Source organism: Bacillus stratosphericus (assembly GCF_020524495.1).
GTDB classification, from domain to species: domain Bacteria; phylum Bacillota; class Bacilli; order Bacillales; family Bacillaceae; genus Bacillus; species Bacillus stratosphericus_B.
Genome location: NZ_JAIVLB010000005.1, coordinates 73,531 through 99,814, shown reverse-complemented (window position 1 = coordinate 99,814; position 26,284 = coordinate 73,531). Strand labels below are relative to the sequence as shown.

Here is a 26,284-nt window from a genome sequence, read left to right as displayed (position 1 = left end):
TTCTATAAAGAAAGAAATGACACCCCTTTTTGTGTATAAAAGATGCCATCATCATTTTAGCGTTTTTTCTATGATTTATCTAGAAATTTGCTGTTCCAATGGTAAGAAATTTTACCTTTCTCCCTTAATAAGGTTTGTGTGAGATACTGGCTTTTGACTGTCAGCCTCTTTCATATCAGCTGTTTTTTCTTTTAATTGAATATCCTTTACAAAATAATAAATAAGAGTATGTCCCGCTCCGAGAACAACTAATGATGCAGGAATGCCAACCTCATCGCCTAGTAAGGTGACAAACAAAAGAAACAACACAATGGAGCAAATACGTCCCGCATTTAAAAATAGTTCTCTAACCACAATATATTCAATCCGGGCTTTTCTTGCATACCTAGCGTGGCCGATCACATCGTAGGTTAATGATACATACGGGACAAGCAGGAGCGGATATCCTATGGCAATGGCCACTGCATACATGAGAAGCGATACATAGGACAAGTGAAAAACAATTAAAAATAGTGCGCCAAATAAAATAAGCCCACCAAGCATAATCGCTTTCTTCCGCCATTTTTTCTTAATTAGACGTGTAGCGAAAAAATAAGCAAAAAAGGCGACACCTGAGTTCACTAAACCAAATGTTCCAAGAGCAAGCTCACTGTTTGTCGCAATAAACACAAAAACACTAATTAAAAAGACAAAGACGCCTTCTCTAAGCCCCTGAAAGAAGTGAGCCGTTGTAATCTTACGCCAATTCTCGTCTGCATGCCGCTCTTTCCAAATTTGCTTGATCATAAACTTCCCTTTTGACTGCCTTCTCTTGAGAAAGAAACTCATGACGACCGCTAATGAAAACAAAAGAAGCGATAACGTAAAAATGACTGTATAACCCGTATCATCCGTTAGTTTAGAAATGACAATACCAGCAATTAGTGGACCGATCATGCCAGCTGTAGACGTGAGCACTCCTAGAAATCCATTGAAGAAATCTCTTGTTTCAGGTTCAGTGATTTCAAAGGTGAGTACATTAAAAGCAAGCCAGTAAAAACCATAGCCGATCCCAAGGACACTCCCTAATAAGACAAGCCGCGCAGCCGCTTGTTCTCCTGCCATTAGTACAATTAAGTAAAAAGCGGATAAGAAGATGACACCGAAACGAAGGACAAACGCACGGTCTATTTTTTTAGCGAGCCGACCAGCAAATAAAAAAGTAATGGGCTGAAGCACAACAATCGCCAAGTTATAAATCGCAAGATCCGTAAATCGCCCTGACTGTTTCCATAAGTACACATTCACAAACGTATTCGAAAGTGCAATGGCAAGTGCGTACAATCCGCCAATCGTTAGGAGGAGCAATAAATCTCTTGTGACATCCATGTCCCCGAACATTTTCTTTAATCTGCTCATATATTTCATTCTCCTTTTCTACACAATAGTCTGTCTCATCACAAGGCAGATATGTAAGAAAAGGAGGGAAAATATAAAAAGACCCGCTTTATGGTATGTTCCCATCTAAGTAGACAGTGTAGAAAGCCCAATTTTCATAATCGGCTGTTACACTATACTTGGAGGGGATTTTTTATGGCGAGAAAAGGACAATCTTTTGAAGACATAGGAAAAAATACAAAGTCAGAAAATCCTTTTAGTGGATGTCCTAAGTCTATCTTTAAAAGTGTGGAAGAAGAAAAAGATTATTTAAAGGCACAGGTAAGCGTTATCCAAATCTTCACGGGGAGGACGGATTTTGAAGACTGCACGGTTTGAAGTTGTTCACGAATTAAAGACCCTTTATCTGTTGACATGGCTGGTGTATCCATGGCGTAAGAATCAAGGGTTTGAATCGAATTATTTTTCTCTCATCTCAAAACACTTCACAAGAGCATAGAAGATTACATTCAATTCTATAATCACGATCCATTCCAGAAAAAATTAAACCAGTGTGCTCCGGTAGAATACCGTCACACACTGGCTACTTAGGCTTTTTATATGTGTCTACTTGACAGGGATTAGACCAATTTATTTTGCTTGGCTGTAAAGGCGAGCCACTTCATCCCAGTTCACAACATTCCAGAATGCAGAAATGTAATCAGGACGACGGTTTTGGTAGTTTAAGTAGTAAGCATGCTCCCAAACGTCAAGTCCTAGGATTGGTGTTTTCCCTTCAGTTAAAGGAGAATCTTGGTTTGGAGTGCTTGTGATTTCAAGTTTGCCGTTGTTCACAACAAGCCATGCCCAACCAGAACCAAAGCGTCCTGCAGCTGCTGCAGCAAAATCAGATTTGAATTTTTCAAATCCACCTAATTCTTTTTCGACCGCATCTGCAAGTTCACCAGTTGGTGCGCCGCCTCCGTTTGGTGAAAGAAGGGTCCAGAATAATGAGTGGTTAGCGTGTCCTCCGCCATTGTTACGTACAGCTGTACGAACATTTTCAGGTACAGAGTTCAGGTTAGCCACTAGCTCTTCAATTGATTGATCTTCAAGAGCTGACACTCCTTCGATTGCTTTACTTAAGTTTGTTACGTAAGTATTATGGTGTTTTGTGTGGTGAATTGTCATTGTTTCCTTGTCGATATGTGGTTCTAATGCATCGTAAGCATATGGTAATTCTGGAAGTTTAAAAGCCATGGTAAAATTCCTCCTTAGAAATGTATGTACTGAAATGCTTCCTTTGTAAGCAAGCAATTTCACCTTACTCAAAGAGTATCAAAAGAAACGACTTGTTTCAACGTTATTGTTCATGATATGAAACATTTCAGTGCTTATTTTGTATTTAGCCCTTTAGAAAGAATTTTAAACACCCATTCTCGAATTAGAGTAGCACATAAAGTAAAAAGATTCCCAGCATTAGTGCTTGGATCAATCCTTTTGCAAATACACCTGACACAAATCCAATGAGTGAGCCTAAGCCTACTTTCATACTTGTCTTCACATCTTTTTGATGAACAAGAAGCTCTGCTATGACGCTGCCTATAAATGGACCAATGATAATCCCTGCAATTGGAATGACAAATGGACCGATTAATAAGCCTATAGTGCTTCCCCAAATGGCTGCTCGACTACCGCCAAAGTGCTTTACACCAATGAGATTTGAGACATAATCCGCTGCAAATAACACGGCTGTAAACATGGCTTGAATGAGCCAAAATGTCAGTGTCAACGGCTCGAAGCTGAAAAAGAAGCCATACAGAATAAAACCAAAAATGATAAAGACCACACTAGGGATGATTGGATAGACGAGCCCAACAAATGCAATGATAAATGCACAGCCAATTAGAATCCAGTACAGCACGTCCACGTCACGGCCGCCTCCTTTTTATATGCTGTATACATTATGCCTCATTCCTGCTGTCTTAACCAGCGATGAAGGCCGTACTTGTACTTGATGGATAGACATTGATACAATGTGAGAAATAGAAAAGAATGTAGGAAGTGAAACAGTTGAACGTATTTAGTCTATTGTTAAAAGGAATTTATTCACCAAAAGATATTGCAAGAGCACGGTTTACTGGAATTGGAAAACCCATTTTGTACATTTTTATCCTTTCCATCATCGCAACTGTTCCTCAGGGCTATCATATGAGTCAAGAGATTTCGAGCGCAATGTCAGGATTTCAGCATGTGATCAAAAAAGAGTTACCCGACTTTTCAATTGAAAAAGGGAAGCTTCAAGCTGATCAAAGCGCACCGATAGAAAAAGAAGAAAACGGGATTACGATCTTCTTTGACCCTTCTGAGAAAATAAAAATGAGTGAGCTTGAAACAAAACAAACAGCCATCGCTTTATTAAAAGACAAAGCAGTGATTGCCATTGACGGACAAATGACGGATATACCATATCAGCTTCTTGGCGGGACACTGACAAAAGATGACCTCGCTCGCGTGATAAACCAAAACCAAACGATCATTATCCCCGTCATTTGTGCGCTGCTTTATCTTTCAACTGCTGCTCTCATGTTTATCAGCGCCACATTCCTTGCGATGCTTGGGACATTTATTAAACGGATGCAGCAAAAAGAGCTTTCCTTCCAAATGCTATGGAAGCTCTCAGCCTATTCACTCACATTAACGACGGTCTTTTTCGCTATCATGAGTGCGTTAAACACCCCTGTTGCGAACTCATTTTTATTAAATTGGGTGATTAACTTTATCTTTTTATACCTTGTCGTAAAAGAAATACCTGCTAAAAAATAAGCCACTTGTCAAAGTGGTTTTTCATTCCGTTACAAGCCTTACTAGAACAAACTAGAACCATCCTCTCTAGCTTTTCTCCCCTTTTTGGTTCTATCATTTCAGCACATGCATACACTGAAGTAAAATCATAAAAGCGGTGAGTGAAATGCGGCGAATTATTTTTTTACTTATTAGTTTGTTTGTGCTTTTTATTATCTTTTTTGATTTAAAAAATGGAACGATTCCTGTTCAAGAAGAGCAGGCCGTTCCCGCAAGTGCGTTTCAGTCTTCTGAGAAAAAAACGTATAAGACCCTTACTGTCAAACAAGGTCAAACCGTTGTATCCATCGTACATACAAGTAAACCTCTTGATGAGGTCATTGAAGATTTCGAAGAGCTGAATAAAGGCGTCAAAGCGAACGAAATTCGAGCAGGCAGCACATATAAGTTTCCGGTATATCAAAGATAAAACGTTAATTCCTTGTCATTCATACAAAGAGACTGTTACAATATGACATGTAAAACACGTCGTACACTGCAAACGAACTGTGTACACTAAGGAGCGATTGACAAGTGAGTGAAGTCACACATCGTACAAAAACGCGTCCCGTCAAAGTGGGACCTTTAACTATAGGTGGAAATAATGAAGTGGTCATTCAAAGTATGGCCACAACCAAAACACATGATGTCAAAGCGACAGTAGCTGAAATTAAACGTCTTGAAGAAGCAGGCTGTCAGATCGTGCGTGTCGCATGTCCAGATGAACGCGCTGCAAACGCCATTGCGGACATCAAAAAACAAATTGATATTCCGCTTGTTGTCGATATTCATTTTGACTACAAGCTTGCACTGAAGGCCATTGAAGCAGGCGCAGACAAAATTCGAATCAATCCAGGAAACATCGGCAGACGAGAAAAAGTCGAAGCGGTTGTCAAAGCAGCAAAAGAAAAAGGCATTCCAATCCGTATTGGCGTAAACGCCGGTTCATTAGAGAAAAAAATCCTTGATAAATACGGCTATCCAACAGCTGATGGTATGGTCGAAAGTGCACTGCATCACATTAAAATTCTAGAAGATCTAGACTTTCATGACATCATCGTCAGCATGAAAGCATCTGATGTCAATCTAGCAATTGAGGCGTACGAAAAAGCAGCAAAAGCATTTGACTACCCTCTTCACCTTGGTATTACAGAGTCAGGCACTTTATTTGCAGGTACGGTAAAAAGTGCAGCGGGTCTTGGCGCTATTTTGAATATGGGGATTGGGAACACACTCCGCATCTCATTAAGTGCTGATCCCGTTGAAGAGGTCAAAGTAGCACGCGAGTTATTGAAATCATTTGGTCTTGCATCAAACGCAGCCACACTCATCTCTTGCCCAACTTGTGGAAGAATTGAAATTGACCTCATTAGCATTGCAAATGAAGTCGAAGAATATATCTCCAAAATTAAAGCACCGATCAAAGTAGCTGTGCTAGGTTGCGCTGTAAACGGTCCAGGTGAAGCGCGTGAAGCTGACATTGGAATCGCAGGCGCGAGAGGCGAAGGTCTATTGTTCCGTAAAGGTGAAATTGTTCGTAAAGTACCCGAAGAAACAATGGTCGAAGAGCTGAAAAAAGAAATCGATAAAATTGCTGAAGAACACTATGCAAAAATGGAAGCTGTAAAAGAAAAACAAGCTAACGCATAGCAAAAACGCCTGACGTCACTGTCAGGCGTTTTTCTGTTCTTGTTAAAAGAACGGGGTGATAAAAATTCCAAGGATGACGGAAACGATTCCGATTCCAATTGACCACGCACCAAGCGTATGTGCTCCTTTTCTTCTTGCAATATAACCAACGACGATTGCCGCTATCCCTAATAGCACAGGCAAGACAAATAATGAGATAATCGCAATTGCGAGTGCTGTATAGCCTATCCCTTTACTGCCTAAATCGTCACCTACATGGTCACGTTCTAATCTGTCTTCTTGATCTCTTGATGCTTGATATGGCTCTGCGATTTCAGCAGCTGTTTCCTCTAAATAGCCATCATCATGACTAAAATCTGTGTCGATTTCACGATCTTTTCGTTTGAAATCCTCGTCTCTTTCCATGAGCAATTCCCCCTTTTGGTTAATAGAAAGGAGCTTTTTTAGTATGAGCAAAAATGTCTATTTCATGTTTGCTAAAACTTGCTGGAATTGTGAAATGATTATGATACACTTAAGAGTATAAATATGAGGAGTGTGGGCATGTTACGTTTAGGAATTGATATTGATGGCACAGTGACGGCACAAGACACCTTTGTTCCCTACTTAAATGAGTCGTTTCAATGTGCCATCACACTAGATGATATGACGGAATATGATTTGACAAAGCTTTTAAGGATTTCAAATGAAGAATTTTGGGGCTGGATGGATCAGCATGAGCCTCTTATTTATAAACAGGCAAAGCCTGCAGACGGTGCAAAAGAGATCCTTGATCAAATGAAAAAGCACCACAAACTGATTTATATCACAGCAAGAAGACAGTGTCACGCTGATGTCACCTACACGTGGTTTCAAGAACATCAGGTGCACTATAATAATATTGAGCTTGTTGGCGGTCATCATAAGTTGGAAGCTGTCCAAAAACACAATATTGATGTGTTTTTCGAGGATCATCATGGCAATGCCACAATGATTGCAAAAGAAGCTGACATCCCGGTCATTCTTTTTAACTCACCTTATAATCAAATGCCAATTGATGACAGGATCATCCGTGTTAACAACTGGAAAGAAGCGGCTCAATGGATTAAACAATATGAACAGCGACTACAAACTGCCCATTAATTCATTGATGAGAAAAAGCAGACACCTTAATGTATCTGCTTTTTTGATGTATCAAGGAATTCTTCTTTCATTAAGAAATGCAGCGTCCCCTTTATACCTGCCTGATTCAGGTAGTAGCTCGGCTCCAGTTTCACCTCAATGTCCTTCCATGCAATGTATGTTCATGCTTATCAATGTTTGGTATCAAATCTGGCTTCCACTCACGCCTCACCAATGAGAAATTTCTCTGAATTGAGGACAGTCACTACGTAAATTCCGATGGCTATTTGTTTGTCACTGATCCAGCATTTTCTGAATGGACAGATCATGCGCAGCCTGTTCAAAAAAAGACTCAAAATTGTTTAGCGTCATACCTGATGATCTCATTCTAATGAAACGGATGTCTTTTGTAAAACGTTTTCAAAAGACAAAATAAAAAACCAGCTCGTCGGCTGGTCTTCACAAATAAACTTCACAAGAAGGACACGTCCCATATATTTCAAACTTATGTCCGATAATGTGGCAATCCTCTAAATCCACTTCTAACTGGTCCATTGGACAGGCATCGATTTCCTTTGTTTTACCGCACACAAGACAAATAAAGTGGTGATGGTGATGGGAAAATGAACATTTAAAACGAAATAGCTTCTCACCTGACAATTCCGTTGTCTCTAATATCCCAAGCTCTACATATAAGGACAGGTTTCGATAAATGGTATCGAAGCTAAGACCCGGGTAGTCTTCACTTAATGCTGTTAACACATTTTTAGCAGTCAAGTATTTGTCAGAATCAGCAAACAATTGAAGCATATCTTCACGCTTGCTTGTATATTTGTAGCCTTTTTCCTTTAATAAATCAAGTGCTTCTTGTACGTTCATGATGATTCCCCCTTCTAACTTTTCCAATACTAATACACCCGATTAAAATCAAAATGGACAGCATCACAATGGTGCCACCCGGCGCTAGATCTAAATAATAGCTTAAGATCAATCCGACCATAACAGACAATTCACCAAACAATATAGAAAGGAAAATCGCCTGTTTAAATCCTTTAGCAATTCGAATACTCGCCGCAACAGGGAGCGTCATTAGAGCGGATACAAGCAGTGTGCCCACGATACGCATAGATGCTGCAATGACGAGCGCGACGACCAAGATAAAGATAAAATGAATCCATTTCGCTGAAATACCTGAAGCTTTTGCATGCTCTTCATCAAATGAAAGCAAGAACAATTCTTTATATAAAAGCACGACAACTAAAACAACAACGAGTGAAATCCCAACAATAATCCAAAGATCCAGTCTTGAAACCGCACTGACACTTCCGAACAAATAACTAAACAAATCTGTATTAAAGCCATTTGCAAGTGAAATGAAAATGACGGAAATTCCAATACCGCCGGATAAAATAATAGGAATGGCTAGTTCTTGATAATGTTTATACACCGAGCGAAGACGTTCAATAAACAATGAACCTGCTACAGAAAACGCCATCCCCATGTACAGCGGGCTAACCCCTGTCAGAAGTCCAAATTTCTTATCTAAGAACAGGCTCGCTGCAATCCCTGCAAGTGACACGTGACTAAGAGCATCTGCAATAAGTGAAAGCCTTCTCACGACAATAAATACACCAAGTAAGGGCGCAATAAAACCGATCAGCATTCCTGCGATAAACGCATTTTGTAAGAATTCATAATGAAAAAATGGAAATAGCATTATTCGTGTCCCCCATGATGATGATGGTCGTGATGAATCACTTGAATGTCATGTCCATAAAATTGCGATAACGCTTGATCATCCATTGAATCAAACGTTTTTGCGTCTCCATGAAAATGCAATTGCTGATTTAAACAAGCCACATGGGTTACTTTATCAGAAACGGTTCCAACGTCATGCGTGACGAGAATTAAAGACATTCCTTTTTCTTTATTTAATGTTTCTAACAGCTGATAAAATCCTTCTACTGTTTTTTGGTCAACCCCAACAGTCGGCTCATCTAAAATGAGCAGCTTTGGTTGGCTGACGAGCGCACGGGCGATAAATGCACGTTGCTGCTGGCCACCAGAGAGCTCACCAATGTTTTGGTGCTTTAGATCTTGTATACCAACTGAACGAACGGCCTCTTCAACCTGCCATTTATCCTGCTTACTCATTCGCTTGAATAAACCAATTCTCGCCGTCAATCCACTTGCGACCACCTCGTACACTGAAGCAGGAAAACCTGTATTAAAGCTGTTTGCTTTTTGTGAAACAAACCCAACTTGATCCCAGTCTCTGAATTTTGAAACAGGGGTGCCAAATATCTTTAATTCACCCTGTTGGGGTTTAATTAGCCCAAGCAAACATTTTAATAGGGTTGTTTTACCTGATCCATTCGGTCCAACAAGTGCAAGAAAATTTCCTTCCTCTACTGTTAAATGAACGTGATCAATGACATTTCGCTGCCCATACGAGTAGGAAACATCCTTCATTTCAATAATTGGCTTTGCCATGAATCTTTCCACCTTTAATCCCTTATAAAAAGAATGATTACGATTTATACAACAAAAAGAAAATGGCAAAAGCCATTTTCTCGTCCATACATAAATTCTATTATATAAAAGAAAGACAAAAAAGTAAAATAAAAGCTAATGAATGGCTGTTTTAAATTTCCCACCTCTAGTTTCATGCGTATTCATAATGGTAATAAAGGCATTACTGTCTATTTCAAAGACAATGGTTTTGAGCTTTGTTATTTCAAGTCTCGTCACAACGGCGTAGATGACGTCTTTTTCTTCATCTGTATAGCCGCCTTTTCCTCTAAGCTTTGTTGTTCCCCTGCCAAGACGGTGAAGAATTGCATCTGAAATTTCATCATAATGATCCGACACGATAATAACAGCTTTTGTTTCATCGAGCCCTTGAATGACAGCATCAATTGTTTTCATTGCCAAATAATATGTCATGACAGAATACATAGCTTGTTCTGGTCCAAAGACAAAGCCAGCCCAAATAAAAATGAACACATTGACGATCATGACAAACTCACCAACGGAAAAAGGGATTTTTTTTGTAAGCAGAATTCCTAAAATTTCTGTCCCGTCCATTGAACCCCCATTACGTATGACAAGCCCAACACCAAATCCAAGTAATAATCCTCCAAATACAGTAGCTAAAATCGGCTGATCTGTAAATGCTTCTACATGATGAAGTGAAGACTCAATCACGGCCAAGCTGACAATCCCAATCACAGTAGAAATAAGGAAGGTTTTCCCAATATGTTTGTATCCTGATATCATAAATGGAATATTTAAAATGACAACAATCGTCGCAAAATTAATAAATGGGTTATCAGTAAAGAGATAATCCAAAATAAGCGAAATGCCGATGATGCCCCCGTCAATAATCTTGTTTGGCACTAAAAATAATTCAATGCTGACTGCTGCACAAGCAGCGCCTACTAGGATCAATAAAATTCTCAAAATAAAATGAGGCACTGATTCCTTTCTATGCTGTTTACTATTTGCCATACGTTCTCCCTTCTACACTTGTTAAATTTTCAATGAATATTTCATTCACTTTTCTATTTTATCATTTCACAGAGTAAAATAAAGTTTTTGGAACATTTTCCGTTTTCGCCCATACATTATTACAGAGGGGAGGAATGGCATTGATTTTAATTCAAAAAATTGTGCTACAACGGCTCAATCAGATGACAGCCAATGATCTATTAAGGTATGCAAAACAGTATGGGGTCAGCTTAACTCCAAATCAGGCTGTAGAGGTCGCTAAACTGATGAACGGAAAAAACGTGAATATTTTTAATGATGCAGAGCGCAATCGACTTCTTAAGCAAGTGGAAGCGATTACTTCTAAACAGATAGCACAGACCGTCAACGATCTGTTTAATCAATTTACAAGTTAGGCAAAAAAGGGCCGCATTTAGCGGCACCTCATCATGTTACATGTGTTTTTTACTGTTCAGTAATTTTTTCTAGTAAGTCTTCATCAAATTGTTTTTCTTTCAGCATCGCAATTTCGAATTTGTAAGGTGGTTTTTTGTTCTTTTTATCTTCACCTACATAAGGCGTTTCTAGAATTTTTGGTACATCTTGAAGCTGTGGATGATGCACTATATCATTTAGCGCATTGAAGCCAATTTCGCCAAAACCGATATTTTCATGTCGGTCTTTTCTTGCGCCTTGCACGTTTTTACTATCATTGATATGAAGAACCTTGATTCGGTCAATGCCGACGATTCGATCAAATTCTTCTAATACACCATCAAAGTCTCTCACAATCGAATAACCAGCATCGTGCGTGTGACATGTATCAAAGCAGACAGAAAGTGCTTCGTTATGTGTCACACCGTCGATAATTTGGGCAAGCTCTTCAAAGCTTCTTCCGCACTCTGAACCTTTGCCTGCCATTGTTTCAAGTGCAATTTGAACCTCTTGCCCTTTTACAATAACCTCGTTTAAACCCTCGATAATTTTCTGAATACCAGCTTCTGCCCCTGCTCCTACATGCGCCCCTGGATGAAGAACGATTTGTTTTGCACCAATTGCTTCAGTACGCTCTATTTCTGAGCGAAGAAAGTCAACACCAAGCTCAAATGTAGACGGATTGACTGTGTTCCCAATATTTATAATATACGGAGCATGAACGATGATATCTGTCATACCATGCTCTTTCATATGAGCATGTCCAGCTTCAATATTAAGGTCTTCAATTTTTTTACGGCGCGTATTTTGAGGTGCACCTGTATAAATCATAAAAGTATTCGAACCATAAGAGGCTGCTTCTTGGCTCGCTGCATAAAGCATATGCTTTCCGCTCATGGATACATGTGATCCAATCTTCAACAATGTTTCCCCCTACTTTCCATTCGCTTTGACTTTCTTCGTTCCTGTCTTTTGATTTTATCCACCTCACGTGACATTTTCTTTTTATATCCAGGTTTGACGGCTTTTGGTTTTCTAACAAGACGCTTTGCTTTTTCTTCAATTTCATTTGGTGCTTTTTTACGTCTTTGACGCTTCAACCGGTCCTCCGCATCTCGCCATTCTCCATGAACGATTGTTTTGTTTTCAAACACAACGCCCATTTTCTCGATCTGAACAAGTGCATTCTCATCTGCCAAGTCGTAAATAGTCATCGCAATTCCAGAAGAACCCGCTCGAGCCGTTCGTCCTACACGGTGAATATAGAAATCAAGATCAGATGGAAGTTCATAGTTGATCACGTGGCTAACGCCCTTAATATCAATCCCGCGGGCTGCAAGATCAGAAGCCACAATATAGGTAAACTCTAAATTTTCAATTTGTTTCATCACTTTTTTACGTTCGCGTGGTGTTAATCCACCATGAAGCACACCAATTCTCATTCCTTTTTCCTGTAGGAATGAGGCAATTTCATCAACGGTGGTTTTTGTATTGGCAAAAATGATTCCTAAATAAGGCTGTACATTTGTCACCATTTCTTGCAGTAATTTTAATTTGTCACGCTGTTTAGATGGGACTAAAATATGCTGAATATTTTCGGCCGTAATACGTCTCGGTTCAACATGGGCGTACTTTGGATTGTCCATATATTTTTTGAGGAAGGGCTTTAGCTTTTCCGGAATAGTTGCTGAGAACACTAGCATTTGCAACTGCTCTGGCATTTGTGCACCAATACGGTCCACATCTTCTAGAAATCCCATATCTAGCATTAAATCCGCTTCATCAATGACAAGGGAAGTCGCTTTATATACATTCAGTGCTTGCTCATGAATGAGGTCAGCAATACGCCCAGGTGTGCCGACAACCAAATGCGGCTGGTTCTTTAGCTTTTGAATGGATTTCTGCTTGTCCGTTCCGCCAATGTAAAGCTTTGCCAGGATTTCTTCTTCTGGAGATGTGGTTTTTAGGATCGTTTGGGCTTCCTTGAAAATTTGATTGGCTAATTCTCGTGTTGGTGCAGTAATCACCACTTGTACTTGCTCTTTGCTTGGATCAATCGAATGAATAAGCGGCAATAAATATGCGTGGGTTTTTCCTGTTCCTGTTTGTGACTGACCAATCACGCTTTCTCTTTTTAAAACCGCAGGGATGATTCTTTTTTGAATATCAGTTGGCTCATAAAAACCTAGTTCATGAATAGCATCTATAATAAAAGGCTTTAATTCATATGTCGTAAATTTCGTTTCTTTCATGTTTTCACTCCTTAAGGCAATGCCTTTTTGCTCATCTCCTCATTATAGCTGATTTTCAGCGAAAAAACCATGTCCCCTTTTCTTACAGGAAACCAATTGACGCTTACTTGCATAACCTATGAAGAGAAAGAGAATGCAGTAAGGGAGGTACAAGTATGTTAGGGCAAAGGCCTATGGGCGATTTTCAGCCGCATCGTCCCTCACGACGGCACCTTGGAAATGGCGGACAGCCCAGCATTTTTCAAAGGAGACAGCAGGCTCCTATCGAACAGCCTTTTCAAGGGCAAGGGAATCCATTTCAACAAATGATGCCTCGCTCCCCGTCTGTACAGGGCGGCGGTTTGCGCGAGATGGGGGGGGTTCCAGTTGGCGAGAGCCGTGCACTAGGCGGCGGAGCCGGAATCAAGGGAATGCTCACTAAATTTCTTCCTGGAGCTGGAGGAGCAGGGATCTCTGGAGGTGGTGCGGGATTACAAGGAATCCAGAGCTTCACAAATCCTGCAACCCTCTCAAGCATGTTAGGAAATGTTCAAAAAGTGCTCGGTATGGCGCAGCAATTCACGCCAATGATTCAGCAATACGGCCCTTTAGTGAGAAATCTACCTGGGATGATTAAGCTGTACAGCCAGCTTGGCAGTGCGGATGATGATGAAACGAATGTGAATGATGCTGACGCAGAACCAAAAGAGATCGGTGAGAAAACAGAGGTCCCACAGGAAGAAACAGCACCAGATGATGAAATAAATGAACATGCAAAACCAGAGGACATTCTTGTCAAAAAAACAGGTGCAACCTCATCGCATGCTCCTTCCTCTACTGAAGCAAAACCCCAAAAAAGATCTGGCAGCTCTGTTCCAAAACTATATGTCTAGTGATCTTTGAAGGGCAAAGTGTTCACCGCGTATAACAATCTTTGATATATGCGCTTACTTTGGCTATAATGGAAGGAAGAGAATGATAAAAAGCCGTTTCCTACGGCTTTTTATATTGTTTTTCTCTTTTGCAGCACTTCCCTACAGGAGGACGAATAAATGAATGTGATTAAAATATCACCGCGTGGCTATTGCTATGGCGTTGTGGATGCTATGGTCATTGCTAAAAATGCCGCACTTGATAAAAACTTGCCACGCCCAATTTATATATTAGGTATGATTGTGCACAACAAACATGTGACAGATGCCTTTGAAGAAGATGGGATCTACACACTAGATGGACCAAACCGCTTGGACATTTTAAAACAGGTTAAAAGCGGAACGGTGATTTTCACCGCTCACGGAGTTTCTCCTGAGGTTCGCCAAATCGCAAAAGAAAAAGGGCTAGTAGCTATTGATGCCACCTGTCCAGATGTGACGAAAACACATGAACTCATTTCAGAAAAAACAGCGGATGGTTATGATATTATTTATATCGGGAAAAAGGGTCACCCTGAGCCAGAAGGAGCTGTCGGAGTTGCACCTGACAAAGTGCATCTTGTTGAGACAGAAGCCGACATTGAAGCGCTCGATTTAGCGTCAGATAAACTGCTCATCACCAATCAGACGACAATGTCTCAGTGGGATGTCCATGACTTGATGGAGCTCATTAAGGAGAAATATCCTCACGTCGAGTACCATCAAGAAATTTGTCTTGCAACACAGGTGCGTCAGGAAGCTGTTTCACAGCAAGCTTGCCAAGCCGACCTAACCATTGTTGTAGGCGACCCGAAAAGTAATAACTCCAACCGTCTTGCACAAGTGTCAATGGAGATTGCAGGAACGCAGGCTTATCGTATTGGTGACCTCAGTGAGCTTAATCTAGGATGGCTGCAAGGCGTAAAAACCGTTGCCGTCACCGCTGGTGCTTCCACACCAACACCTATTACAAAAGAGGTCATTCACTTCTTAGAAAATTATGAACCGGACGATGAAACGACTTGGAAGGTTGAACATGCTGTTCCTCTTTCGAAAATTCTACCTCGCGTGAAAACGAAGAAATAAGAAAACGTCAGAGCTACTGTGCTCTGACGTTTTTGTTTACAAAAATTGAAATGGGTTTGTATTTGATTCTGAAACAAAGAGCTGTACATCATATTTTTTATCTGTACATAGCGACTCAAGCTTCGATTTCACGCCATCTTTCATGATCTTTTCAGCATAATGACCTGGGTCCACTACATTCAGTCCGAGCATCATCGCATCGTGAGCGACATGGAAATAGAGATCTCCTGTCACATACACATCAGCACCCATTCTTTTCGCTTGATGGATGTATTTATTTCCGTCTCCACCAAGCACAGCTACTTTTTTCACAACCGCTTCCTTATCTCCTACAAAACGAGCACCATTCACACCTAGCTTTGTTTTCACAAATTGCGTAAAGTCTCCAAGTGTCATTGGCTCTCTTAACTCTCCAATACGGCCGAGACCTTTTTGAATAGGAGGAAGATCCGTCGTATGTACACTGTAGGCAACTTCTTCATAAGGATGTGCTTTGATCATTTCATCAATCACTAGTTTTTCAATACTTGCTGGAAAAATGGTTTCGATTCGCATTTCTTTCACAAATTCTAGCTTACCCGTTTCACCAATAAATGGTGTTGCATCATCTGATGGCAGAAAGCTGCCTGTCCCTTCACTTGAAAAAGCACAATGACTGTAGTTACCAATATGTCCAGCTCCCGCATTTCCTAAAGCCGTTCTGATGGCCTCTTCAAATTCCTCTGGAACATACAGGACAAGCTGCTTTATCTGTTCTTCATATGTCGGAACTAACACACTTGTTTTTTTGAGCTCTAAATCTTCAGCAAGCAAGTCATTGACTCCTCCATCAGCTACGTCTAAATTTGTATGTGCCACATATACCGCAATATCATGTTTGATGCATTTCTCAATGATACGTCCAGCCGGTTGATCTGTCGCTACATGCTTTAATGGACGGAAAATCGGCGGATGGTGGGCGATGATAAGGTCGACATTCCTCTCAATGGCTTCATCTACCACATTCTCTAACACATCCAAGGTGATCATGACATTGGTGACACGTTTATTTAATGTACCAATCTGGAGCCCGATTTTATCACCTTCCATGGCATATGCCTTTGGTGAAAATTGTTCAAACAATTGGATGATTTCCTGCCCATTTACTGTTTTAGCCAACAGTCAAAACCTCCTTTAGAATGTTTATTTTCGCATTTAGCTCTTTCAGGCGTTCTTTGTTCTCTTCTGTCGGAGCTGCCTTTTGTATTTGACCTTTTATATTCTCCATATGCTGAAGCTCTTGCATCCACTTGCGCAGGAAAACGTGATTTTGCTCCTTGGCAAGAAACGGACCAACGAGCATTCCTGCTTCAACTGACATGCCTTCATAGGGTTTATCTTGATCGCCTTTTTCCGCAATGATGATTTCGTATATTTTTCCATCCTCTTCTAAAATGACTTCATCCATCAGTTCATACCCTTCTTGATACAGCCATAAACGAATATGGTAAGCATGGATATTCGGCTGAAGAATGAGCCGTTCATGGCCTGCAAGCTTATGCTTGCCTTCGTTTAGAATGCTTGCGATGAGTGCACCACCCATACCTGCAATCGTTACAGCACTCACCTCACCTTGTTCAATGACTTCAAGGCCATTTCCTTTTCTCACCGAGATCTGTGCATCTAATTCAAGTCTATGTACTTGCTGCTTGGCAGATTGAAGCGGTCCATCAGTAACTTCACCAGCAATGGCTTTCACTGCTTTTTGATATAAAATCGCATAGCATGGCAAATAGGCATGATCTGAGCCAATATCAGCAAAGACAGCCTCCTTTGGTAAAAAGTCTGCAACTCTTTTCAATCGCTTTGATAAATTCATTTCATTCATATGTATCACTACTTTTCTTTAATGTTTATACTTGTCTATCTTATATAAATTATGGACTTTTTAAAAGCCGTTTTCAAATGAAAAAAGCTCTTCCTTAAAAAAGAGCTTTTTGCGTAACATTATTTAATGTTGGATACCCATTCCGCCATTTCATCTAACTTTTCATTCGGAATCAACCCGCCTGGCATCCCGTTTCCACCTTCTTGGATTTTCTTCTTGATGTCTGCCACTTCAAGCTTATCGCCAACACCTTTTAATGCAGGACCTGCGCCACCTTCATAGTTTTCCCCATGACAGCTCAGACAGTTCTGCTTATACAATTCTTCCGGCGTCGCATTTGCTGTCTCTTCTTGTTTTTGCTCTTCACCCCCAGAGGCAATTTTCTCTTCATCTTTCAGTCCCTTCAGTGATAAGAAAAAAGTGAGTCCAATTCCTAAAATGGCAATCAATAAGAATGGTATAAGTGGATTCCGTTTCATTTCTTTCATCCTCCCCTTTGTGAAAACCCCTTTGAGACTATGCAAACAATTCTAATTCTACTTTAATTTTACAGAAAGTAAACGAATTATGATACAAAATTTTGGTCAAGTTCACAGATTAGACAAAAATGAATCAAGATGAGAAATGAAGCCTTCAGCACATTTTGATGTATTTTTTTTACATATTTTCTCTAAGAACGTTGCAAATTCATTTGTTATTCAGTAAAATATAATCAGATTGAAAAAAGCGTTTTCATTTTGATGAAGAAAGAACGGATCTCTTTCAAGATCCGTCCGGTTTCTATTCTAAGAAGTCTTTTAAACGTTTACTTCTGCTAGGATGTCTTAATTTCCGAAGAGCTTTCGCTTCAATTTGGCGGATACGCTCTCTTGTTACGCCAAACACCTTTCCAACCTCTTCTAACGTGCGTGTTCTTCCGTCATCTAGTCCGAAACGTAGTCTCAGCACATTTTCTTCACGATCCGTTAGCGTGTCTAATACATCTTCAAGCTGCTCTTTTAACAATTCATATGCAGCATGGTCAGATGGAGATGTCGCCTCTTGATCTTCAATAAAATCACCAAGATGCGAGTCATCTTCTTCACCAATAGGTGTTTCTAAAGATACAGGCTCTTGTGCAATTTTAAGAATTTCTCTTACCTTTTCTGGTGTTAAATCCATATCTTCAGCAATTTCTTCTGGCGTTGGTTCTCTGCCTAAATCTTGCAGAAGCTGTCTTTGAACACGAATCAATTTATTAATTGTTTCCACCATATGCACTGGAATCCGGATCGTTCTCGCCTGATCGGCAATGGCTCGCGTGATCGCCTGTCTAATCCACCAAGTCGCATATGTTGAGAATTTGTATCCTTTTCGATAATCAAACTTCTCAACTGCCTTCATGAGACCCATGTTTCCTTCTTGAATCAAGTCAAGGAACAGCATACCACGACCGACGTAGCGTTTCGCAATGCTGACAACGAGACGAAGGTTCGCTTCCGCTAATCTTCTTTTTGATTCCTCATCGCCTTCTTCGATTTTTTGAGCATACGTAATTTCTTCTTTAGCAGATAACAAATTGACGCGTCCGATTTCTTTTAAGTACATACGAACAGGATCATTAATTTTGACACCTGGTGGTACGCTTAAATCATTCAGGTCAAATTCCTCTTCTGCTTTAGCCAACTGCTGAACATTTGGGTCTTCTGTCTCTTCGTTTTCACTAATGAGCTCTACACCCTGTTCACCTAAGTATTCATAGTATTCATCCATTTGGTCTGATTCAATTTCAAAGCTAGACATACGCTCTGCAATTTCTTCGTATGTTAAAACGCCCCGTTTTTTACCGGTTTCAGTGAGTTTATCCCTCACCTGTTCAAAGGTTAATTCAGTTTCGGTTTCGTGGGCTTGTTTATCAGCCATTATGGATCCCTCCTTCCAAAGCTTGCAACGAATTCTAAAGTAACTTGCGATTTGCTTCCGCTCTGCTTTTCTCTCTCTATCAAACAGGATAAGCAAATAAGAATAAAATAAATAATGATGAAAGCAAGATGCTTGCGGTCTTTTGCTCCTCCCCAAAAGGATTCATTGCCAGCCGTAAGTCTTGTCATAAATATTTGACGTATTACTTCAGCGAACGGTTCAATTGAATAATTTCTTTTGCAAGTGTTGCCGCTTTGAAGAAATCTTTTTGCCTCTCCGCCTCTGCACGTTCCAGTTCTTTTTCCTTTATCATTGACAAATTCCGATGATTCAACACTTTTTTTACATAATCACTTAATTCAGCTTCACTTAGCTCGTCTCCAACTTGAATCATTAATATATCCGTCAAAAGCTGATTCATGAAATCATCTTCAAAACGATTCATCAGATGCTGCGGAGCCGGTTCTTTACCTTCTTCATGCAATGCATAAATGTACGTTGCCAGCGCCCTGTGTGAATCTATATTAAATTCAATCCCGACTCTGTCAAGTACTTTACTGATCACGTCATCGCTTTTTAACATATGAGCAAGCAGCATTCGCTCTGCATTTTCATATGCCGGCCTTAGACGCTTTCTTCTTACCTGTGTTGAAAGATGTGCACGCCTCTTATCAAGCCCATTTTTTTCTTGCGAGCTTTTGGTTTCTTGCCGCTGCTTTTTTTCAAACAGCTCCAATTGTTCCTTTAATGAGTCAAGTGAGATAGAGAACTCTCCAGCAAGCTGTTTCATGTAAATCTCTTGTTCCAAGGAGCCGTTTAACCGGCTGATTTCTCGGAGAACTTGCTTCATATAAGCAAGTCGGTCTCCTTCATCTGATAAATTCTTCCCTCTACGGAAAAAATTCATCTTAAATGTCATTAATGTCACGCTTGCATCTATGATGTCATTCCTAAATTTCTCGCCGCCATATTTACGAATGTAATCATCTGGATCGAGTCCATCTGGCACCATGGCAATGCGAACTTTACATCCTCTTTTTTCAAGCAAATCTGACGCTTTCATAGTCGCTTCATACCCGGCCGTGTCAGAGTCATAGCATAGGATGATCTCTTCTACATTCCGCCTGAGAAGTTTGACGTGCTCTTCTGTTAAAGACGTACCCATTGTTGCAACACTTTCGCCAACACCAGATGTGACAGCCGAGATGACGTCAGCAAATCCTTCGAAAAGGACAGCCCGCTCGCGCTTTCTAATATGCATACGCGCATCATGAAAGTGATAAAGCAACTTACTTTTATGAAAAAGTGGCGTTTCAGGACTATTCATATACTTAGGCTGCTGATCACCAAGCGATCTTCCGGAAAAAGCGACAACCGTTCCGTGATGATCATGAATGGGAAACATCACACGATCTCTAAAGCGGTCAAAAAAGCCTGTGCCGTTTTCACGTTGAATCAAAAGACCAGCCTTCTCCATCATCACTGGATCAAACCCTCGTTTTTCTAAAAACTTGGTCATGAAATCCCAGGAGTCAAGAGCATACCCGATCTCAAACTTGGCAATTGTTTCATCAATAAAGCCCCTGGACCGTAAATAATCGAGTGCGTTTTGACCTTCCTTTGTATTTACCAGCAAATGGTGGTAAAATTTCTTAAGAAGCTCATTGGCGTCAATCATTTGATGATCTGCTGTATCCTCTTGCTGAGAGGAACTGATCTGAGCATTCGCTACATGATCAGGCAAATCAATATGGTACTTATCAGCAACATGTGAAACGGCTTCAATGAATGAGTAGCCTTCCATTTGTCTGAGGAACGAAAACACATTACCTCCAGCACCACAGCCAAAACAATGGAAAATTTGCTTATCTGCTGAAACAGAGAATGAAGGAGTATTTTCACCATGGAATGGACAAAGACCGAAGTAATTCCGACCTTGCTTTCTAAGCTGTACATATTCTCCAATCACTTCGACAATGTCTGCGTTTTTTTGGATCTGCTCCAAAAGTTCATCTGGTATACGTTTGCTCATCCTAATAACACTCCGTCGTACATTATTCGCCTTTTAATTCGAAAATCCTTCATGATTCGACAGGATTTTTTGCAGTTGGGCAATAAATCGCTTTTTATCCTCTTCTAAAAGCTTTTTGGGACCTTTTCCGTATACACCTTTTCTACGTTGTTTACTGGAAACATGCCTGCGTTCCAAATGAAAATCAATTGTTTCGTTTGTGTACATTCGTCCTCTTTCAGACAAAACAATGACATGTCTTGGAAGCAGTAAGGAGGCAAGACCAATATCTTGGGTGACGACAATATCGAGTGCGACAGCTGAGTTAGCAATGACTAAATCCGCTGCTTCCTTATGTGTATCAACAAACCGCCAATCTTCAAGTGGTGATCTTTTGGTTTGAAAATGCTCATATGAAGCAATGAAAGTCACAGGTACTTGAAATTGAGATGCGACAGAAAGGATTTCGTCTTTTACAGGACAAGCATCTGCATCGACATAAATCGTCCTGTCTTTTTTACGTTCATTCAGGTGACTAATTCTCCATCCCTCCACCTTATTCCTGCTTTAGAGAAGCAAAAAGACCATACTTTTCCCCCATAAAGCAATCAACAGTAAAACTCATTTTGTCGAAAAGTTATGTTCAGAATCACTTGACTTCTGCCAATATTAGTTTATTCGTTCTTGACTTAACTTAAACCTAAAATAAATGATTTTATCACAATTTTTTATTATAATACAAATACAGCAAACATGCCATTGTTTTTGTTTACCCTTTCCCACCAAAGGAAAAACCCAGGAGGAGCATCCTGAGTTTATTCGGAACCTCTTTTGGTCAGCATTTGATGAATGACATTTGCCGTTTCCTCAACTGCTTTATTCGATACATCGACAACTTGACAGTTAATTCGGTCAACCACTTTTTCAAAATACTCTAGTTCCTCTTTAATCCGCTCGATGTTTGCATAAATCGCTCGATCATTTAAACCAAGAGATTTCAAACGCTCTTTACGAATGTGATTTAGTTTGTCTGGACTAATTTTCAGGCCAATGCATTTCATTGGGTCAACTGAAAATATCTCCTCTGGCGGATCTACTTCAGGAACAATCGGAACGTTCGCTACCTTCAGCCGCTTATGCGCCAAATATTGAGAAAGGGGTGTCTTGGACGTGCGCGATACACCAATCAATACAATATCAGCCTTTAGGATTCCTCTTGGGTCTCTGCCATCATCATATTTCACAGCGAACTCAATGGCTTCTACCTTTTTAAAATAGTCTTCATCTAATTGACGTACACGCCCCGGCTCATGTTTCGCTTCATTTCCATATGCGGTCTCCATTTTATCAATGAGTGGACCGATAATGTCATAGTAAACGACTCCATTTGCTTCTGCCTCTTCTATTAAAAATTGGCGCATTTCTGGCACAACAAGAGTAAAGCAGACGATCCCGTTATCTGCTTTCGCCAATGAAATGACTTCTTTAATCGTACCGATATCCTCTACATATGGGATTCTTCTAATATTTGAATGGTCTGATGAGCCCCCATCAAATTGGCTAAGTGCCGCTTTGACCACGAGCTCTGCCGTTTCTCCTACTGAATCTGATACAACAAAAATTACGCGATTACTCATAACATCCCCTCGCAGTCTTCTGTAATTAGATAATTTCATTCTCCGATAAGCTAACAAGTATTTTCGTCATGTTTGTTTTCGTAATTCTACCGACAACTTCAAAGCCTTTATCCGTATCTTTTATGACAGGAAGTGCGTCTATTTGCTTTTCAATCAAGTGCTTGGCCACATCCATAATAAAATCTTCCTTGCGGCAAACGGTGATGTTCGGCATTCTTGTCATAATAATATGGACAGGTATAGATGGAAGCTCCTGTTTTCCAATACTTGCTCGAAGAAGGTCTTTTCTTGATAACACGCCTGTTAAAATAGAGTGATCGTCCACAACGAATAATGTGCCCACATCCTCTAAAAACATCGTACAAATCGCATCATAAACTGAAACATTCTCATGTATCACCACAGGAATGGATTGGAAATCTTTCACTTGAAGTTTTTTCAGCTTATCTGCCAGAAGCTGCGTGCCTGTTTTACCTGTGAAAAAGTAGCCGACCCTTGGTCTTGCTTCTAAAAAGCCAGACATCGTTAAAATGGCTAAATCCGGTCTGAGGGTAGCCCTTGTTAAGTTCAGCCGATCTGCGATATGCTCTCCAGTAATCGGACCATTCTCTTTGACAATCTGTAAAATCTGCTCTTGCCGTTTATTTAACTCGATTGTACTCACCACCTTTAAATAGAGAAAGCGAACCTTTACTTTATGTATATCATTTTCATAACTCATCATATTATAGCGCATCTTTGTCCGAATGAAACAAAAATCCACTCAAAATCTATGAATTAAATGAGTAAAAAACGATTGCCCTTTGGAAAAGGCAACCGTTCTTAGGAATTTATTTTACATTTAAATTGTGCATATTTGCAAATGATTGAATAACTTTTGCTAGTTTGACCATTTGCGCCAAACGATTTTGCTTCAGTTTTTCATCATCCGCATGAACCATTGTATGATCGAAATAATGAACAATTGGTGCTTTTAGCGTATCTAACGCCTCAAGTGCTAAGTTGTAATTTCCTGCTGCCGCATGTTCCTTTACAGCTTTCTTTACGTTTTGATACGCCTCAAATAGCGTTTGCTCATGTTCATTTTCAAACAGTGCAGGCTGAATTTCTAAATCTTCCCCTTTTTTACTGATTGAAATGACGCGGCCTAATGCCTCAGCTGTTTCTTTGAAGCTTTCTTGTTTCACGCTCTCTTCAAGAACAGCTGTTTTTTTTACGACTGCATAAGGCTCAATATTTTCAACATCAAGGACTGCATCAACAACATCATGGCGGATATGCTCTGCTTGAAGGACATATTTTAAACGTTGCGTCAAAAATTCAATGAGAGCAGCTTCATGTTCTGTCTCTACTTGAGCAAGCGCTAAAAGCTCTTTAAATGAAATATTCCAATGACGGTCGAGAAGAATTTGGACAATACCACTTGCTTGTCTTCTTAGTCCATAAGGATCTTGAGAACCCGTTGGAATGACATCAATTGAGAAGAAGGAACAAATAGAATCTAGTTTGTCCGCTACTGCTACAATCGCTCCAATAAGAGTAGAAGGCGCCTCGTCACCAGCAAAACGCGGCATATAATGCTCATTTATGCTCTTTGCCACTTCTTCATGTTCACCAAGGGCTTTTGCATATTTCTCACCCATGATTCCCTGTAATTCTGGGAATTCATAGACCATTTGGGTGACAAGGTCAAACTTAGAAATGCTCGCTGCTCTTGCCACACGTTTTGATGTTTCGTCATCTGCACCGACATGCGCTGCTAAGCGGGTCGCAATGTCTGTGACTCTCTTCAGCTTGTCACCAATCGTTCCAAGCTTCTCATGGAATACAACTTTATCAAGTTTTTTAATATTGTCTTCAATGACTAGTTTACTGTCTTCTTTATAGAAGAATGCAGCATCTGATAAACGTGCACGAAGAACTTTTTCATTTCCTCTTGCGACATTTTCTAGCGCCTCACTGTTTCCGTTTCTCACCGTAATAAAGTGTGGCAATATTTCCCCTTGCTCATTTTTTACCGGGAAATAGCGCTGATGCTCTTTCATCGTCGTGACCAATACTTCTTCTGGCAATGCAAGAAACTCTTCTTCAAAGGAACCAAACAGCACTGTGGGGTATTCAACTAGATTATTGACTTCTTCTAAAAGCTCAGAATCAACTGGAATGACCCAACCTTTTTCTGAAGAAAGGGCATTTAGCTGTTCAGTAATCCATTGTTTTCTCTTATCTGAATCAGCAATGACAAACTGGTCTTGTAATGTTTGCTCATAAGAACCAGGTGAGTCAATGCTAGCTGTCATGCCTAGGAAACGATGCCCTCTTGTCTCACGGCCGCTTTTCACGCCTGCAATTTCAACAGGAACAATCTCATGTCCAAATAAGCAAACAATCCATTTAATCGGACGGATATAGCGTAAATCTTTACTTCCCCATCTCATGTTCTTTGGAAAGCTTAATGAGGCGGCAATATCACCTAGTGCTAGGAGAAGGTCCTTCACTTGCTTTCCTTCTTGAAACTTTTGGACATGGACATAATCCACACCTTTGATCTCTTTGAAATAAAGATCATCTGTTGAAGCACCTTGTCCTCGGGCAAAGCCTTCGGCCGCTATTGTCCAATTGCCTTCATTGTCTTGAGCAATCTTTTTAGCTGGACCTCTTGCTTCTTCTTTGATGTCTTCTTGTTTTTCTGCGACACTTTTGACTAGCACGGCAAGACGTCTTGGTGAGTTGAATAAGGCAACGTCTTCGAATGAAATATTTTGCATTTCAAACCAAGCTTTTACTTTCTCACCAAGCTGCTTTGTGCTCTCTGCCATGAAACGAGCCGGCATCTCTTCTAAGCCGATTTCCAGTAATACATCTTGTTTATTCATGAGAAGCCGCCTCCTTTTTTAGCATAGGGAATCCAAGTTTTTCTCGTTCTTCGTAATACGTTTTGGCTACCTTTCTCGCTAACTGACGTACTCTTCCGATATAGCCCGTTCGCTCAGTGACAGAAATAGCGCCCTTTGCATCTAGCAGGTTGAACGTATGGGAGCATTTGAGCACATAATCGTATGCCGGGTGAACAAGTCCTTTGTCCATTTGCTTATGCGCTTCTTTCTCATAGGTTGTAAACAAATCAAACAGCATGTCAGTATTAGATGTTTCAAATGTATATACAGAGTGCTCATATTCAGCCATTAAGAATAAATCTCTTACAGTAAATCCGTCTGTCCATTCAAGGTCAAAGACATTTTCTTTGTCCTGGATGTAAGAAGCAAGACGTTCTATACCGTATGTGATTTCAACGGAAACTGGCTTACATTCTAAGCCGCCGACTTGCTGGAAATAAGTAAATTGCGTAATTTCCATGCCATCAAGCCATACTTCCCAACCAAGCCCTGCACAGCCAAGAGATGGATTTTCCCAGTTGTCTTCAACAAAACGAATATCATGTTTTAACGGGTCAATGCCAAGTGCCTTCAATGACTCAAGATATAGCTCTTGAATATTGTCAGGTGATGGCTTAATGATCACTTGAAATTGATGATGCTGATACAATCTATTTGGGTTTTCTCCATATCTACCATCAGCAGGGCGTCTTGAAGGCTCTACATATGCTACCTTCCACGGCTCTGGTCCGATGCTTCGCAGGAACGTGTATGGACTCATCGTTCCAGCACCTTTTTCTGTGTCATACGCCTGCATTAATACGCAGCCTTCATGTGACCAATGCTTTTGCAACGTCAAAATCATGTCTTGAATATTCAATGATCGCA

The 26,284-nt window shown here is 40.3% G+C and carries 29 protein-coding genes; 9 read left to right on the top strand and 20 right to left on the bottom strand.

Going from position 1 to position 26,284, the window contains the following annotated elements:
- Window positions 1-111: 111 nt before the first annotated feature.
- Window positions 112-1,398 carry an MFS transporter gene (locus tag LC033_RS03395; protein WP_226566858.1) on the bottom strand — a complete coding sequence of 429 codons (1,287 nt, stop codon included), beginning with the start codon at window positions 1,396-1,398 and terminating at the stop codon, window positions 112-114.
- 174 nt (window positions 1,399-1,572) lie between these two features.
- Here LC033_RS03395 and LC033_RS03390 point away from each other — a divergent pair, with 174 nt between their 5' ends.
- Window positions 1,573-1,755, top strand: coding sequence for a hypothetical protein (locus LC033_RS03390; RefSeq protein ID WP_226566857.1), 183 nt, complete (start codon window positions 1,573-1,575; stop codon window positions 1,753-1,755).
- A gap of 75 nt (window positions 1,756-1,830) precedes the next feature.
- On the top strand, window positions 1,831-1,968 hold the full coding sequence (locus LC033_RS03385) for an IS3 family transposase (RefSeq protein ID WP_312887855.1): 138 nt from the start codon (window positions 1,831-1,833) through the stop codon (window positions 1,966-1,968).
- Window positions 1,969-2,007: 39 nt separating this feature from the next.
- Here LC033_RS03385 and sodA read toward each other — a convergent pair whose 3' ends face one another.
- Window positions 2,008-2,616: a superoxide dismutase gene (sodA, locus tag LC033_RS03380; RefSeq protein ID WP_226566856.1), complete on the bottom strand. Its 609-nt coding sequence runs from the start codon at window positions 2,614-2,616 to the stop codon at window positions 2,008-2,010.
- A gap of 184 nt (window positions 2,617-2,800) precedes the next feature.
- A complete protein-coding gene (locus tag LC033_RS03375; protein ID WP_226566855.1) occupies window positions 2,801-3,286 on the bottom strand; it encodes a DUF456 domain-containing protein in 486 nt (161 codons plus the stop codon).
- A gap of 143 nt (window positions 3,287-3,429) precedes the next feature.
- On the opposite strand from LC033_RS03375, the gene LC033_RS03370 reads away from it, so the two are divergent.
- The 3 genes from LC033_RS03370 to ispG all read left to right on the top strand — a co-directional run bounded on the left by LC033_RS03370 (window position 3,430) and on the right by ispG (window position 5,850).
- The gene (locus LC033_RS03370; RefSeq protein ID WP_264188616.1) at window positions 3,430-4,182 is read left to right on the top strand and encodes a DUF1189 domain-containing protein; all 753 of its coding nucleotides are present in this window, start codon (window positions 3,430-3,432) and stop codon (window positions 4,180-4,182) included.
- A gap of 145 nt (window positions 4,183-4,327) precedes the next feature.
- Entirely contained in the window at window positions 4,328-4,630 is a 303-nt protein-coding gene (yqfZ, locus tag LC033_RS03365) for a protein YqfZ (RefSeq protein WP_226566853.1), read from the top strand.
- A gap of 104 nt (window positions 4,631-4,734) precedes the next feature.
- Entirely contained in the window at window positions 4,735-5,850 is a 1,116-nt protein-coding gene (gene ispG, locus LC033_RS03360) for a flavodoxin-dependent (E)-4-hydroxy-3-methylbut-2-enyl-diphosphate synthase (protein WP_226566852.1), read from the top strand.
- A 42-nt stretch (window positions 5,851-5,892) separates the two neighbouring features.
- Here the strand turns inward: ispG and LC033_RS03355 are convergent, their stop codons facing one another.
- Complete coding sequence (locus tag LC033_RS03355) at window positions 5,893-6,255, bottom strand: DUF308 domain-containing protein (protein WP_226566851.1); 363 nt, start codon at window positions 6,253-6,255, stop codon at window positions 5,893-5,895.
- 138 nt (window positions 6,256-6,393) lie between these two features.
- Here LC033_RS03355 and LC033_RS03350 point away from each other — a divergent pair, with 138 nt between their 5' ends.
- Complete coding sequence (locus tag LC033_RS03350) at window positions 6,394-6,972, top strand: 5' nucleotidase, NT5C type (protein WP_226566850.1); 579 nt, start codon at window positions 6,394-6,396, stop codon at window positions 6,970-6,972.
- A 438-nt stretch (window positions 6,973-7,410) separates the two neighbouring features.
- Here the strand turns inward: LC033_RS03350 and zur are convergent, their stop codons facing one another.
- The 4 genes from zur to LC033_RS03330 form a co-directional block, all read right to left on the bottom strand.
- Entirely contained in the window at window positions 7,411-7,830 is a 420-nt protein-coding gene (gene zur / locus LC033_RS03345; RefSeq protein ID WP_226566849.1) for a zinc uptake transcriptional repressor Zur, read from the bottom strand.
- Window positions 7,808-8,668 carry a metal ABC transporter permease gene (locus LC033_RS03340; protein WP_226566848.1) on the bottom strand — a complete coding sequence of 287 codons (861 nt, stop codon included), beginning with the start codon at window positions 8,666-8,668 and terminating at the stop codon, window positions 7,808-7,810. The genes zur and LC033_RS03340 overlap by 23 nt, the downstream gene beginning before the upstream one ends.
- On the bottom strand, window positions 8,668-9,444 hold the full coding sequence (locus LC033_RS03335) for a metal ABC transporter ATP-binding protein (RefSeq protein WP_226566847.1): 777 nt from the start codon (window positions 9,442-9,444) through the stop codon (window positions 8,668-8,670). Before LC033_RS03335 ends, LC033_RS03340 begins: the two co-directional genes overlap by 1 nt.
- A gap of 135 nt (window positions 9,445-9,579) precedes the next feature.
- The gene (locus LC033_RS03330) at window positions 9,580-10,461 is read right to left on the bottom strand and encodes a YitT family protein (RefSeq protein WP_226566846.1); all 882 of its coding nucleotides are present in this window, start codon (window positions 10,459-10,461) and stop codon (window positions 9,580-9,582) included.
- A 140-nt stretch (window positions 10,462-10,601) separates the two neighbouring features.
- Here LC033_RS03330 and LC033_RS03325 point away from each other — a divergent pair, with 140 nt between their 5' ends.
- On the top strand, window positions 10,602-10,856 hold the full coding sequence (locus LC033_RS03325) for a DUF2624 domain-containing protein (protein ID WP_226566845.1): 255 nt from the start codon (window positions 10,602-10,604) through the stop codon (window positions 10,854-10,856).
- 49 nt (window positions 10,857-10,905) lie between these two features.
- Here the strand turns inward: LC033_RS03325 and LC033_RS03320 are convergent, their stop codons facing one another.
- Together LC033_RS03320 and LC033_RS03315 are read right to left on the bottom strand one after the other, a co-directional pair.
- Window positions 10,906-11,799, bottom strand: coding sequence for a deoxyribonuclease IV (locus tag LC033_RS03320; RefSeq protein WP_226566844.1), 894 nt, complete (start codon window positions 11,797-11,799; stop codon window positions 10,906-10,908).
- Window positions 11,793-13,127, bottom strand: a complete 1,335-nt coding sequence (locus LC033_RS03315) for a DEAD/DEAH box helicase (RefSeq protein WP_226566843.1) — start codon at window positions 13,125-13,127, stop codon at window positions 11,793-11,795. The genes LC033_RS03320 and LC033_RS03315 overlap by 7 nt, the downstream gene beginning before the upstream one ends.
- Before the next feature lie 155 nt (window positions 13,128-13,282).
- Here LC033_RS03315 and vrrA point away from each other — a divergent pair, with 155 nt between their 5' ends.
- Entirely contained in the window at window positions 13,283-13,999 is a 717-nt protein-coding gene (gene vrrA / locus LC033_RS03310; RefSeq protein ID WP_226566842.1) for a VrrA/YqfQ family protein, read from the top strand.
- Window positions 14,000-14,158: 159 nt separating this feature from the next.
- Window positions 14,159-15,103, top strand: a complete 945-nt coding sequence (locus LC033_RS03305; RefSeq protein ID WP_226566841.1) for a 4-hydroxy-3-methylbut-2-enyl diphosphate reductase — start codon at window positions 14,159-14,161, stop codon at window positions 15,101-15,103.
- Window positions 15,104-15,139: 36 nt separating this feature from the next.
- Here the strand turns inward: LC033_RS03305 and LC033_RS03300 are convergent, their stop codons facing one another.
- The 10 genes from LC033_RS03300 to glyQ all read right to left on the bottom strand — a co-directional run bounded on the left by LC033_RS03300 (window position 15,140) and on the right by glyQ (window position 26,276).
- Complete coding sequence (locus tag LC033_RS03300) at window positions 15,140-16,261, bottom strand: Nif3-like dinuclear metal center hexameric protein (protein ID WP_226566840.1); 1,122 nt, start codon at window positions 16,259-16,261, stop codon at window positions 15,140-15,142.
- Window positions 16,254-16,970, bottom strand: coding sequence for a tRNA (adenine(22)-N(1))-methyltransferase (locus LC033_RS03295; protein WP_226566839.1), 717 nt, complete (start codon window positions 16,968-16,970; stop codon window positions 16,254-16,256). Before LC033_RS03295 ends, LC033_RS03300 begins: the two co-directional genes overlap by 8 nt.
- Before the next feature lie 119 nt (window positions 16,971-17,089).
- On the bottom strand, window positions 17,090-17,449 hold the full coding sequence (gene cccA, locus LC033_RS03290; RefSeq protein WP_226566838.1) for a cytochrome c550: 360 nt from the start codon (window positions 17,447-17,449) through the stop codon (window positions 17,090-17,092).
- A 301-nt stretch (window positions 17,450-17,750) separates the two neighbouring features.
- Entirely contained in the window at window positions 17,751-18,872 is a 1,122-nt protein-coding gene (rpoD, locus tag LC033_RS03285; RefSeq protein ID WP_008342392.1) for an RNA polymerase sigma factor RpoD, read from the bottom strand.
- A 202-nt stretch (window positions 18,873-19,074) separates the two neighbouring features.
- Window positions 19,075-20,904 carry a DNA primase gene (dnaG, locus tag LC033_RS03280; protein WP_226566837.1) on the bottom strand — a complete coding sequence of 610 codons (1,830 nt, stop codon included), beginning with the start codon at window positions 20,902-20,904 and terminating at the stop codon, window positions 19,075-19,077.
- Window positions 20,905-20,937: 33 nt separating this feature from the next.
- Entirely contained in the window at window positions 20,938-21,438 is a 501-nt protein-coding gene (locus LC033_RS03275; protein ID WP_226566836.1) for a YaiI/YqxD family protein, read from the bottom strand.
- Between the two features lie 260 nt (window positions 21,439-21,698).
- Complete coding sequence (locus LC033_RS03270; RefSeq protein ID WP_226566835.1) at window positions 21,699-22,520, bottom strand: pyruvate, water dikinase regulatory protein; 822 nt, start codon at window positions 22,518-22,520, stop codon at window positions 21,699-21,701.
- 25 nt (window positions 22,521-22,545) lie between these two features.
- Window positions 22,546-23,184: a transcriptional regulator CcpN gene (gene ccpN / locus LC033_RS03265; RefSeq protein WP_024423017.1), complete on the bottom strand. Its 639-nt coding sequence runs from the start codon at window positions 23,182-23,184 to the stop codon at window positions 22,546-22,548.
- Between the two features lie 166 nt (window positions 23,185-23,350).
- Window positions 23,351-25,396: a glycine--tRNA ligase subunit beta gene (gene glyS / locus LC033_RS03260; RefSeq protein WP_226566834.1), complete on the bottom strand. Its 2,046-nt coding sequence runs from the start codon at window positions 25,394-25,396 to the stop codon at window positions 23,351-23,353.
- Entirely contained in the window at window positions 25,389-26,276 is an 888-nt protein-coding gene (gene glyQ, locus LC033_RS03255) for a glycine--tRNA ligase subunit alpha (protein WP_226566833.1), read from the bottom strand. Before glyQ ends, glyS begins: the two co-directional genes overlap by 8 nt.
- Window positions 26,277-26,284 lie beyond the last annotated feature (8 nt).